The sequence below is a fragment of the Sphingobacterium paludis genome (assembly GCF_004364125.1).
Taxonomy (GTDB): domain Bacteria; phylum Bacteroidota; class Bacteroidia; order Sphingobacteriales; family Sphingobacteriaceae; genus Sphingobacterium; species Sphingobacterium paludis.
This window is the reverse complement of sequence record NZ_SNZV01000001.1, coordinates 183,435-195,603: the sequence shown is the minus strand read 5'-3', so window position 1 is coordinate 195,603 and position 12,169 is coordinate 183,435. Positions and strand designations below refer to the sequence as shown.

Annotated in this window: 13 protein-coding genes; 4 read left to right on the top strand and 9 right to left on the bottom strand. The window is 43.8% G+C overall.

Going from position 1 to position 12,169, the window contains the following annotated elements; all coding sequences use genetic code 11:
* The first annotated feature begins 95 nt into the window (after positions 1 to 95).
* Positions 96 to 1,145 carry a tRNA preQ1(34) S-adenosylmethionine ribosyltransferase-isomerase QueA gene (gene queA, locus B0I21_RS00880; RefSeq protein WP_037494483.1) on the top strand — a complete coding sequence of 350 codons (1,050 nt, stop codon included), beginning with the start codon at positions 96 to 98 and terminating at the stop codon, positions 1,143 to 1,145.
* Positions 1,146 to 1,848: 703 nt separating this feature from the next.
* On the opposite strand, the gene rpmA is transcribed toward queA, so the two are convergent.
* The 4 genes from rpmA to B0I21_RS00860 form a co-directional block, all read right to left on the bottom strand.
* Positions 1,849 to 2,121: a 50S ribosomal protein L27 gene (rpmA, locus tag B0I21_RS00875; protein ID WP_133638462.1), complete on the bottom strand. Its 273-nt coding sequence runs from the start codon at positions 2,119 to 2,121 to the stop codon at positions 1,849 to 1,851.
* Positions 2,122 to 2,171: 50 nt separating this feature from the next.
* The gene (gene rplU / locus B0I21_RS00870; RefSeq protein ID WP_037494579.1) at positions 2,172 to 2,483 is read right to left on the bottom strand and encodes a 50S ribosomal protein L21; all 312 of its coding nucleotides are present in this window, start codon (positions 2,481 to 2,483) and stop codon (positions 2,172 to 2,174) included.
* A 528-nt stretch (positions 2,484 to 3,011) separates the two neighbouring features.
* On the bottom strand, positions 3,012 to 4,922 hold the full coding sequence (locus B0I21_RS00865) for an amidophosphoribosyltransferase (protein ID WP_133638461.1): 1,911 nt from the start codon (positions 4,920 to 4,922) through the stop codon (positions 3,012 to 3,014).
* A 200-nt stretch (positions 4,923 to 5,122) separates the two neighbouring features.
* Positions 5,123 to 6,067 carry a glycoside hydrolase family 43 protein gene (locus tag B0I21_RS00860; RefSeq protein ID WP_133638460.1) on the bottom strand — a complete coding sequence of 315 codons (945 nt, stop codon included), beginning with the start codon at positions 6,065 to 6,067 and terminating at the stop codon, positions 5,123 to 5,125.
* Positions 6,068 to 6,398: 331 nt separating this feature from the next.
* Here B0I21_RS00860 and B0I21_RS00855 point away from each other — a divergent pair, with 331 nt between their 5' ends.
* Entirely contained in the window at positions 6,399 to 7,121 is a 723-nt protein-coding gene (locus tag B0I21_RS00855) for an SMI1/KNR4 family protein (protein WP_133638459.1), read from the top strand.
* 24 nt (positions 7,122 to 7,145) lie between these two features.
* Here B0I21_RS00855 and B0I21_RS00850 read toward each other — a convergent pair whose 3' ends face one another.
* From B0I21_RS00850 to B0I21_RS00840, 3 genes are all read right to left on the bottom strand, one after another.
* Positions 7,146 to 8,768, bottom strand: coding sequence for a carboxylesterase/lipase family protein (locus B0I21_RS00850; protein WP_133638458.1), 1,623 nt, complete (start codon positions 8,766 to 8,768; stop codon positions 7,146 to 7,148).
* Between the two features lie 200 nt (positions 8,769 to 8,968).
* A complete protein-coding gene (locus tag B0I21_RS00845; protein WP_133638457.1) occupies positions 8,969 to 9,577 on the bottom strand; it encodes a porin family protein in 609 nt (202 codons plus the stop codon).
* Between the two features lie 196 nt (positions 9,578 to 9,773).
* Positions 9,774 to 10,022: a hypothetical protein gene (locus B0I21_RS00840; protein ID WP_133638456.1), complete on the bottom strand. Its 249-nt coding sequence runs from the start codon at positions 10,020 to 10,022 to the stop codon at positions 9,774 to 9,776.
* Positions 10,023 to 10,309: 287 nt separating this feature from the next.
* Here B0I21_RS00840 and B0I21_RS00835 point away from each other — a divergent pair, with 287 nt between their 5' ends.
* Both B0I21_RS00835 and B0I21_RS00830 read left to right on the top strand, forming a co-directional pair.
* Positions 10,310 to 10,735 (top strand): nuclear transport factor 2 family protein, encoded by a 426-nt coding sequence (locus tag B0I21_RS00835; RefSeq protein ID WP_133638455.1) that lies wholly within the window; start codon positions 10,310 to 10,312, stop codon positions 10,733 to 10,735.
* A gap of 97 nt (positions 10,736 to 10,832) precedes the next feature.
* Positions 10,833 to 11,228 (top strand): hypothetical protein, encoded by a 396-nt coding sequence (locus tag B0I21_RS00830; RefSeq protein WP_133638454.1) that lies wholly within the window; start codon positions 10,833 to 10,835, stop codon positions 11,226 to 11,228.
* Positions 11,229 to 11,252: 24 nt separating this feature from the next.
* Here the strand turns inward: B0I21_RS00830 and B0I21_RS00825 are convergent, their stop codons facing one another.
* Together B0I21_RS00825 and B0I21_RS00820 are read right to left on the bottom strand one after the other, a co-directional pair.
* Entirely contained in the window at positions 11,253 to 11,672 is a 420-nt protein-coding gene (locus tag B0I21_RS00825) for a hypothetical protein (protein WP_133638453.1), read from the bottom strand.
* A complete protein-coding gene (locus tag B0I21_RS00820; protein ID WP_133638452.1) occupies positions 11,669 to 12,040 on the bottom strand; it encodes a PadR family transcriptional regulator in 372 nt (123 codons plus the stop codon). Before B0I21_RS00820 ends, B0I21_RS00825 begins: the two co-directional genes overlap by 4 nt.
* Between the last annotated feature and the right edge of the window lie 129 nt (positions 12,041 to 12,169).

Sequence of the window (12,169 nt, the reverse complement as noted above, 5' to 3'; positions counted from 1 at the left end):
TTTTAGATTTATAATACGTAGCTTTGTAAGCTTTTGAAACCCTTAACCATGCAGTTAATTAGCGGTTTCAGTGGAACAAAACATAGATACAAAAGATGAAATTATCACAGTTTAAATTCAATTTACCAGAGTCTTTATTGGCATCAGAACCTTCGGAACAACGGGATGAATCTCGCTTGATGGTTTTGCACCGTGATTCAGGAAAGATAGAACACAAAATTTTCAAGGACGTATTGGATTATTTTGACGACAAAGACGTCATGATATTGAATAATACCAAAGTCTTTCCTGCTCGTATGTATGGCAATAAGGAAAAAACGGGTGCTACCATTGAGGTGTTTTTATTAAGAGAATTAAACAAAGAATTGCGTCTTTGGGACGTTTTGGTAGATCCAGCACGCAAAATTCGTGTAGGCAACAAGCTTTATTTCGGAGATGACGATTTATTGGTCGCTGAAGTGGTAGACAATACGACGTCTCGTGGGAGAACCATCCGTTTCTTGTTTGAAGGTACGGACGAAGAGTTTCGCCGTAACATCGAAATATTAGGCGAGACGCCATTACCTAAATACATCAAGCGGAAAGCTACACCGGAAGACAAATTCCGTTACCAAACCATATATGCAAAGAATGAAGGGGCTGTAGCGGCTCCAACAGCGGGTCTTCACTTTTCTCGCGAGCTGATGAAACGCCTAGAACTAAAAGGGGTTGATTTTGCTGAGGTCACGCTGCACGTTGGTTTGGGCACCTTCCGTACCGTTGAAGTGGAAGATTTAACGAAACACAAGATGGATTCTGAGCAGTTCATCATATCGGACGAAGCGGCTCGCGTGGTGAACAAGGGAATCGATGCGAAAAGACGCGTATGCGCTGTCGGAACGACGTCGATGCGCGCAATTGAATCGTCTGTTTCCGCAGATAAGCACCTCAAGGCTGCCAACGATTGGACCAGTAAGTTTATCTATCCGCCTTATGATTTCAGCATTGCAAATTCAATGATTACGAATTTCCATACACCAGAATCTACGTTATTAGTGATGATTGCGGCTTTCGCAGGTTATGAAAACACCATGAATGCTTACGAAGTAGCTGTCAAAGAGAAGTATAGATTTTATTCGTACGGCGATGCGATGCTAATCGTCTAAACGAACAATAATACTAGTTGTTAAAAAGGAGTTTTTGTAGGTCAAAAACTCCTTTTTTTATTTGGAAGAAGTAGCTGATTTTAAAAACGGGTAATAATACGATGACCTGTTTTTTTGTATCTAAAATTCAGTATATGGGGAAACACGCCGAACAAAGCCCCACCGATTTCCATCCACGCTGATTATACAGCGCCCTCACCGCGGCAGCATGTTCCTTTGCAAGGTTACGTCGACCACAACATCTGGTAGTTATGCCCGGTATTTATTATATTCACCCAATTAAATGCGTACAGATGAGTAATATTGGAAAACTTTTAATGATGGTAGGAATTGTATTTGGGTTTATTTATCTATCGCAATTCAACAGCCAGTCTATAGGGGTAGCAGATGCACCGATGCCCGCTGCGCTGTACTTATCGATAAGCGCACCTGTTTTCGCGCTAGGACTCTACTTTTATTTCAGGGCGAAAAGACTTTTTTCCTAAGCTACTTTGAGCGAAAAGCACTGTGTAAGCCCTTTGCATCGCGTAGGGAGCGAATGAGCACACGCTAAATAAAATCGCTGACACTCCTGCTCGAAAAGCGGTGATTCATCCAACAACCCGCGACATGGCTCACCACACCTCATATAACAACGTAATACCCCACAAAAAAAGCCGTGAAGAAATAACTCTTCACGGCTTTTTTATGGGTATAAACCTTATTAGTTTTGCTCAGCAGCAGCAACTGGAACTACTGATACATAAGATTTGTTGTTTGCTTTCTTACGAAAAACAACAGTACCATCAACTAGTGCGTACAATGTGTGGTCTTTACCTACACCTACGTTAGCATCAGGGTTGTGCAATGTACCGCGTTGACGTACGATGATGTTACCAGCGATAGCTAGCTGACCACCGAAAATCTTAATACCTAATCTCTTGCTATGTGACTCACGGCCGTTCTTGGAACTACCCGCACCTTTTTTATGTGCCATTTCTTTATCCTAATTTATGACTGTTGGAAACAGTCAGATTAAAAACTCGATTATAAACTGATACCAGTAATCTGGATTTTAGTGAATTGTTGACGGTGACCGTTTTTCTTTTTGTAGCCTTTACGACGTTTTTTCTTGAAAACGATAACTTTATCACCTTTCAAATGAGACAAAATAGTAGCCGAAACTTTAGCACCTGAAATACTTGGTGTACCTACAGTGAATTTACCACCGTCTTCTGCTAACAATACATTGTCAAATTCAATACTAGCGCCTTCGTCTCCTTGTAAACGGTGCACAAAAAGATATTGGTCTTTTGCAACCTTAAATTGCTGTCCTGCTATATTTACTATTGCGTACATTGTTATATAATAAATCTGTTAATATTTAATGAGCTGCAAAGATATGAAATAAAGTAAAAACGAAAAAGTAAAAAGTAAAAAAAGTAAGAAGTCGAACGTGATAAGTAAAAAGTCAAAATTTAAGGGTCATAAGTCTCCCGACACGCAAGATTGCCGCGCCCTCGTTCCTCTGGCTCGCAATGACGCTCCTTCCCGCCTTTTGTAGGATCTCACTTTAACATGCATCAGGCATCACTGACTTGGCGCCACACTAAATCTACATAACGAAGTACTAAAATCTATTCATACACATACCTCAATACGCTCTACACTTTTCTAAGTACTATAATCTAACTACTACAATCTATTCACACACATGTCTCAATACGCAATACTCAATACGCACTACACTTTTCTAAGTACTATAATCTAACTACTACAATCTAAGTACTGCAATCTATTCACACACATGTCTCAATACGCAATACTCAATACGCTCTACACTTTTCTAAGTACTATAATCTAGTACTATAATCTAAGTACAATAGTTTAACTACTAAAATACGCTCTTACGTTCTTCCCCTCTACCCAGTTCATAAAGGCTTTATTCACCACCTTGTTACCACCAGGTGTCGGATAATCGCCAGAGAAATACCAATCGCCCAAATGGTTTGGACAGGCTTTATGCAAGTTGTCCAAGGTTTGATAAACGACCTCAAGTTCGGCTTTCAAATTATGTGGGCGGATGATGCGTGCAATTTCTGCAGAGATCTCTACATCGGTAAAGGGCTCGTAAATTGCTTTTACGTAGTTTTCTACCTCGTCTTTTGGCTTCGTAACCGAGGCCAAACAGCGTTGATATACTTCATCCACAATATGGGCTAAACCATTTTGTTTGAGTAAGGATATTGCCGCTTCAAAGGCTACGAATTCGCCCATTCTGGACATATCAATCCCGTAACAGTCTGGGTAACGAATCTGCGGTGCTGAAGAGACAATCACAATTTTTTTCGGATTCAAACGATCTAGAATAGTTAAGATACTTTGCTTAAGCGTGGTACCCCGCACGATCGAATCATCAATCGCTACGATTGTATCTTGATGGTCTTTCACAATACCGTACGTGGTATCATATACATGCTGCACCATATCAGTCCGATCGGCATCCTGCGTGATGAAGGTACGCAACTTTGCATCCTTCACATTGAGCTTCTCAAATCGGGGCGTGATATTGATCATCTCTTCCAATTCGGCGTCAGAGATCTTATCAGCTCGTTTCAATAATACATCTTTTTGGTATTTACGGACGTAGGTATTGATCCCTTCCATCACACCGTAATATGAAACTTCTGCTGTATTCGGGATAAAAGAAAAGACCGTATTTTTAATATCACTCCCTACCGCTTCCAAAATCTGCGGACATAGTAAGCGTCCTAATTCTTTACGTTCTTTATAGATATCGGCGTCGGACCCGCGCGAGAAATAGATCCGTTCGAACGAACAGGATTTTTGTTCTGCTGGCTGGCGGAACATCTCTTGCGTTATCGTACCGTCTTTTTTAGCGATCAACGCATGTCCTGGTTTAATTTCCTGTACGGCTCCCAAAGGCACGTTAAATGCGGTTTGAATCACGGGGCGCTCTGAGGCAACTACCAACACTTCATCATCCTGATAGTAAAATGCCGGACGTATACCCGCTGGATCGCGCATCACGAACGCGTCGCCATGACCGAAGATACCAGCAATGGTATATCCACCGTCCCATGTTTTTGCGGAACGGGTCAATATTTTGGCAACATCGAGGTTCTTTGCTATCTGCGCACTGATTTCTATATTCGAGTAGCCTTCTTGTTTGAATTGATCGAAAAGTTCCTGATTTTCATCATCCAGAAAGTGCCCTATTTTCTCTAATACGGTTACGGTATCGGCCTGCTCTTTCGGGTGCTGACCCAATTCATACAGCTGTTGCAACAGCTCGTCAACATTCGTCATATTGAAGTTACCGGCAACGACCAGGTTACGTGTCATCCAATTGTTTTGGCGTAAGAATGGGTGACAACTTTCGATACTGTTCTTACCATGTGTTCCGTAGCGAAGGTGCCCCAGAAGGACTTCTCCCGTAAAGCTCACATGCTCTTTCAACCAATCGGTATCCTTGGATTCCACCGGATAAGCCTTATTCACTGCAGCAAACTTCTTCTGCACGTATTCGAAAATATCGGCGACAGCAGAAGACCCCATAGCACGGTACCGGGAAATGTATCGGTTGCCCGGTTTCACATCAAATTTGATCGTTGCAATACCCGCTCCATCTTGGCCTCTATTATGCTGCTTCTCCATAAGAAGATACAACTTGTTAATGCCATAGTAGGGCGTTCCGTATTTTTCCTGATAATAAGATAGGGGTTTCAGTAGTCGAACAAGTGCTATACCGCACTCATGTTTTATAGCGTCACTCATAGCTTGAATTGATGGTGCAAAGGTACATATTATTTAGAAAATACTACGCAACAAAAAGGAAGCTAAAACATTTTTATTACGCTCAGAAAACAATTACGCCCAGCTACATTTTTTGTACACAACGGCTGAAAACCACAGGAAAGACAAAAGCGTCTCCAGCTTTTGAAGATTACAGCATTGCGCGCATTTCATTGGCCGTTTTATTCAACCACCTGCGGGCGAATGATACTGCTCTTATCCATGGTTACCTCTTTGTTTTCGATCGCCATATCAACAATGTAAAGAAGTCGCGGATTAACCTTCGAGCTATCCTTATGTGCATGGAAAACGTATTTCAACTTTCCTTTTTTATCTGTAAAATAAGCGCCGTGCCCCGTTCCAACGAGCGTTTTTTCCGGTCGATGCAAAATGGGGTTTTGCGTAGACTTTACCCAAGGACCGGTCGGAGCGCTCGCCGTAGCAAAACCAACAGCATACTCCGGACTGCGAAAATCATTACCGGAATAAAGGAGATAATACGTTCCTTTACGCTTGATGACCGAAGCGCCTTCGGCAACTTTACCCAACGCGTTCTCCCATGGTTGTGTGGCCGCCTGGATACATTTCGTCAATGTTTCTTCTTTCACCGTTTGCCAATCATCTTCCAATTCGGCCACCCAGATCTCATTCCCATCGGTAAAGCGCACAAAATACAGATAAGCCTTACCATCCTCGTCGATAAAAAGCGAAGAGTCAATGCCCTTCTCGGCTCGCATGGGTTTCTTATCAACTTGCTTAAAAGGGCCTAGCGGCGAATCAGCCATTGCCACACAGATATGTTCTTCTGCAGAGTAAAAAAGGTGAAATTTAGCTGTTTTAGGATGGTAATAGACTTCAGGAGCCCAAAACCACTTGTTTCCGTAAGAGTCTTCCTTCTTCAGCAGCAACTGCTTGTGTTTTGTCCACGATTGCAGATTATCGGATTGGTACACTTCAAAACCATCGTCAGAGCTTGTTCCGTAAGCAAAATAGCGGTTATCATGTTGCAAGATAAAGGGATCTGCAAGAGCTAATGTACTGACCTGATCGCGTTTTTGGGTATTGCAGGACGCAAGCAGTAGTGCACACGCTAGCACAGTTCTGACTATAAGTGTGTTTTTTTTCATGCTCTATTGAACTATTTTTTTTCTGTTATTTAGATATATCGCAACTGCGAAATTGGATGTCGACACAAATTTAAGAGTAAGCAACTCCCCTGGTTAGTTAAACAGTCTCAATAAATAACAGAATCGTATCTATTTTCACAGCTACGCCCTGTCTACCTTCATAAGAACGTATCCCCTGGAAAAAGTAAATGTGCGTTGCAAAGTGCCTCAGCGGCTTTAAGCAATAGACGATGACCGTCCGTTTTTGGCGAAAACACCGCTATTTCGTATATTAGAAGCTGATCGCAAATTCATGCGTCTGTTTATGATGAAGACCCTATAGCGAAACGATATGACGAACCTCGAAATCATCAACACATTGAAAACCAATTCGTTTATAGACGAAGATGGGGAAAGCTATACCTTAGATTTCCTGGATCCACTTAGCGAAGCCGAAATACGGGAACTCCGCGAATCGTTTCCGGGTAAACACATCGCTGACGAACTGCTAGAAATTTTACAGGTGACCCGTGGTTGGGACAGTGCCGCATTCAACATGGTTTATTTTGACTCGATCGATGAGTTTGGATTTTGGGAATTGTCACCAAACTCTGTTACTTTGGGCCACGATGGTTTCGGAAACTACTGGGTGCTTGATATCGACAGCCGTGGAAATCTCGGCAAGGTGTTTTTTGCTTGTCACGACCCAGCGGTTTTTATGGTGCATTCTCAAGATCTTCATGAATATCTTGAGCATCTTTTAAATTTCCACGAAAACCCCGGCAAAAATTATATCAACGATTTCCAGATCAATACCGTTTCGGAGGTGTGGCAGCATAACGGAAGCTGTGTTCCGAAAACCGACTTCCTAAAAAACAAACCTGAATTTGAAGCGTTTCTGTCGGAGTTTGAAGGCGATGAATGGACAATCGCCGACCTCACGGCCGGTGAAAATGGCGTTGGGTTTGCTTGGGGAAAATTTGGCCCAAACCAACTTGTTCAGCGGCATCCCGATGAATTACTATGGGTACTTAAGAACCGGAAAAAGGGCTTTCTAGCTCGTCTATTTGGCTAACTGATGTCGCCCTTGTTTTCATGCTTATTTCCAGGTCGGAATTGTATTTTCTATCACATTAAGGCGCAGCTTTGATGGGTCCGGTCTAGAGCTCGCTGTGCCATCGCTGCGAATTTCCAACAGCGTATCATCTCCTGCATCGTGCTTTTCCCATCTTGGAAGTCCGGATCTATTAGGGTCTCCATTTTTCGCAAAGTTTGCCCAATACGTATTCATCATGGCAGCGACTTGCTTGTCGGTCTCCGTTAGCTTAACGCCATTCCCACCAGGAAGATTATTAAAAACAAAAGGTATCTCGGTGGTGTGGAATGCGCCGTAAGGAAAATAGGGTCTAAACGCGGTTTGAACGTAATCGAAAAGGTAAACAAACGCATCCGAGTCGTTTGTGGTGAACGATCTTGCCGTGAAGCGTGAGGGTTCCGCCCATCCTTTATCGGTGTTCACCATGGGCAACAAGGCTTCCAATGTTCGGTTGCCTTCCGGGTCATACGCCTTTTTTGCTTCTTCACTATAGGGGGCAAACTTAGAAAAAAGTTCCTCCTTAGATTGCGCATTGACCACTCCAGCAAGGATCTCTGCGCTATTAAAACCGATCAAGAGTGGAACTTTTGACTGGCGCCCGGTTGCATATGCCTGCTCCGGAGTTTCGACAACCAGCTTACCGTCCACGATAGGTCCCGCATACGTGCTTACAGCATGAGGCTTAGGGCTGTAAATTTCTTCGCCTCCCCCTACCACCTGTTCGAACGGAAGTGCGCGGAGTTGCGCTAATGCGGCCGCATCCGTTTCTTGTATGCCCCGGCTCCGCGCAAAGTTAATGCCTATCGTTTGTGCGGAAACAGGATGGTGCGGGTCGGCATTTTCTTCCTGTATTGGCCTGCCGGTTAGCCCGGCATTCCGCCCCCCGGCCGATTGGATAATCGCTTTGTGGAACAAGCCTTTTGCTGCAGGAATCGTTAACAGCGAATGAATGGATAAACCCCCTGCAGATTCACCGAAAATAGTAACATTATTAGGGTCGCCACCGAATGATGCAATATTGTTTTTAATCCATTGCAATGCTGCTATCTGATCCATATGCGCATAGCTGCCCTTGGGTTCTTCGGGATGTTCTGCTGAAAGGGCTGGGAAAGCAAAGTGGCCAAACCTCCCTAAACGATAGTTGATACTGGCAAGTATGACCCCTTGCCTAGCGAAGGCTGCTCCGGACGTTACCGTATCAGAGCTGCCTCCGCCAACGAACGACCCGCCATGGATCCAAACCATAACCGGCAAACGCTTACCTCTACTTCGCTTGGCTGGACGCCAAAGATTGATATAAAGGCAGTCTTCCGAGGTATTCGCTTTAATTTTGCCAGCATCATAGGGCCAGGTCACCTGCGCGCATTCGTCGCAAAATTTACTGGCATCCCGGATACCTGCCCACGGCGTGACGGCTTGCGGCGCGCGCCACCGTAGTGGTCCAACCGGAGCCGCAGCATAAGGGATTCCTTTAAAGGCTTCCACATCTCCATCCTGGATTCCTTCCAACACGCCCAACGGCGTACTGACTTTTGGCCTCGCAGCTACGTTGTTTTTAACGACAGTGCATTGTGACCCTAGCATCGTGGCGTAAAGCAAAGCCACTCCTATTATTATCTTTCCCATCTTTTCAGCGTTTGAACTCTTTATTATCTATTTGCGCGTCTACATAGCACAGCATGCTATGCAGATCATGTGACGCTTTGCCGCAGCGAGCAGACTGTGCACCGCGTTCTACATGTACAGTTTTTTGCCACACCATAGCTTGTAAGCATCTTCTTAAAAAACAGGTTCTCAAACAACGTACGGCAGATCAAAAACGTCAGCTAGCGCTTCCCGAACTCGTACCCCACACTAAAAGACGTCACGCGGTTTAGCAATTTCGCCTCGTCGGTATTGCCAATATTTATGAACCCGGCCGAGCTGGCTATACTCAGCACTAATCTGTTTGAAAATCGATAACCTGCCAAAAATCCTATTCCGGTGTCAAAACGCTTGAGTTGATGAGGGCCTTGTCCAAAATCCACGCGCTGCGATTTTCCTCGAGATGATACTCTTGCACGAACGCCATAAGCGAAATAAGGTCCGCCCCCGAAAAACATATCGCCATTTCCAGCTTCAATCCTTCCCAGAAAGTTAACGGGAACTTCAATGTATAGGAGCTTATCGGTAAAAGATTCCCTATTCAAATCATACCTTCCCCCTTTTCCTTGCAAAGAAAGGCCGGGCTGAATAGAGAAGCTTTGCGATATTGGTGCGTCATAATATCCTGTAAAATGAAATGAGGGTGCGATTTTAGTTGTACCAGATCGATTATCCTGCCGCGAAAACTCCGTTGCGAGATTTAGCCCCCCTCGAATACCAAATGCACTTTGCGCCCATGCCCCTGTACTGATACTAACAAATATGGCTGCTGCCAAAATTTTTTCTTTCATATTGATATGTAAAACATAAAGGTTAACGACAGGCAGTCACGAAAAACCATTCTCTACGCGCTACCTATTTAATTATTTTACACACAAAGGTAATAATTAAACAGTAAACATGTATTTGCTGATAAAAAATTTTAAATAAAAGTATTTTTTTCATGAGACGACAAGATAACCACGTCTCGCGCAGACATAGCTAACTTTAGAAAAAGCTAAAAGTCGGCACATCGCGTTTGATTGACTCTTTACGAACTTGCGGCTGATGGTAATAAAGAAGTGTTGGAGCAAGCTGTGCGCTGATAGCGGTAATGCAATAAGGAGCTCTGCCACGGTTTGCTATGTCCCGATCGTCAATGTTACGTGATTTCAATAGATAGGCGCAGCCTTGATGCTGAAAGGCTTCTAAAGCGTAATTCTCATAAGCCGTTGTTAAAATCACGGGTGGCCTCATATGCCCCTTTTGAAAATCTCCAGAGCCTCGTCATACATTCCCTGGAACACGCTGCAAAGGTTTTTTTTCAAGCGTCTAGCAATCATCAACTTCGCTATCGACGAACAGTTACTAGCCCCTGCCCTCGCCTGCTTCTATAGGCCAGAAAAATTTTGGCCGAGGCTTTTCCCCTATTCACCGAGAAAACGAGCAAACTGATCTAATTGCTCTCGGCCAAACGCCAAACCTCCCCTACCTTTGAAGTATCAAATAAGAACATAAAACAAAAACATAAAAAACACATCACCATGAAAAAGACATTAACAACCATCATCGCTGCCGTTATTTTTATTACATCATGCAGTGCTTTCGCTGCCGACAGCAGCAATCCTATTAAAAAATTTGATTCGACCAGCATTATCGGCATTTACCTAGAGTCGGCCGCCATGGGCAATCCGAGCTTGAACAAATATATTTTTGCTGATGACTTCGAATACCGCAACACGGCGAACAACAATAGCTTTGGCAAGAAAGAATATATGAAGTTCTTAAAGCAGGGGGCGGGTGCTAAATTTGACTGCACAACGGGCTACGAAATTTTAGATCAAAGCGGACAAACCTGCGTAGCGAAAGCAACCCTGACTTTCCCTGACTTCGTACGGGTAGACTACATTACCTTAAGCCGCGGCGAAGAGGGCTGGAAAGTCAGTAAAATTGTAACGACCTATCCATAACATCGTAATCGAGAACGAACCTTTGAGATCGGCTACGCCCCGTGCTCGTTATCGAAGCGTGCACGGGGTTTGGTGTTTTTTAGAACTATGATGCATTTTGGAAGCATCACAGCTTTCCGTAGATGCGCATGTCGATAAACATGGCGGTGTTTATTGCCATCTGAATGGAGGGACTACCTTCGAGCAATCTATTTTTATCAAGGCTCTTCAAGAAATAGTTGACCCGATAGAAGGCCCGCGATACCTGATTACGCGCGAACATAGTCCGGTGCGTGAAAAAAAACGGATTGACTACCACGCCGTGCCCGAAGTTATCGGCAAAAACCGGGATAATGCCATGTATTTCGAACAGCAATGGGCAAATCGGGTTGGACAGACGCGCTTGCTGTTTACACGTTCCATAGCAGGCAGACGATTACTGTTGCAGGCTCGGCTAAAATCACTATCGGCGCAGTTTGCGGACCCTGCCGAACAGGTCAGTAAATGGCTGTAGCTTGCGGCATGGGCAATGCTGAGCCTACTCGAATAAATCGTCTCGGTGTATATCTTTTATGGTGCTTTTCTTCACCTGCCGATAGTAATAAAAATGACAAGCTAACACCAAGCCCCAATACGTAAGTGTCCAGTACAAAATGCGAATAGGCTCGTGGACACTCGGATTTCCAAACAATTGCCAAGCGAAAGAGACAAGATTGAATTGAAGAAATGTAACAAGATGAAAACGGAATCCAATATCGAAAATGGGCAAGTATGCCTGATCTTTTTGACCGTAGTATCGCCCTGCGATGAACATGAGCACTGCGAAAAGAATCGCTATCGGCATAACAAAATTATAGTCCCGCGACCATAGCAGCGTACTTAGCGCTATCCGGAAGCTGAACGTCAACAAGATCGCAACGATTGCGAACCGACGTAAAGAAGGAGTTAATGTCTTCATGATAATAATATTTTTTTGATATCGGGTTGAAAAAAAAGGTTGATATTCCTGTCTACAAAACGGCTGAAAAGCGATACACCAAGCGGTGTTAAACGATAATACTTACGATCGGGACCTTTGTTTCCTTTACGTAAAACATGGCTCACAATATCGACATGTTCAAATTTTCGCAACACACGATACAGACTTTGCTCTTCGCAACGCATGGTCGCCTTGGAGCGCTCAACGACAAATGTCCTGATTTCGTCTACATACTTCTCCCCTTCCTTCAGCGCTAAGAATATCCAAAGCGTTAGTTGCCCCTTTTTGTAGGTTTCTTCCCAAGCGGACAGCAATTCGTCTATATCGGCCTGTTTCAATCTACTCATCTTGTATTAATCAACTTGTATAGTACAAGTTTAGTAAGATTATTTGATATGCACAAATTTAATTTCAAACAAGGGTACATAAGTTGATTTATATTGATGTTTGCACGGGATCCCGCCTTTGTAAACACA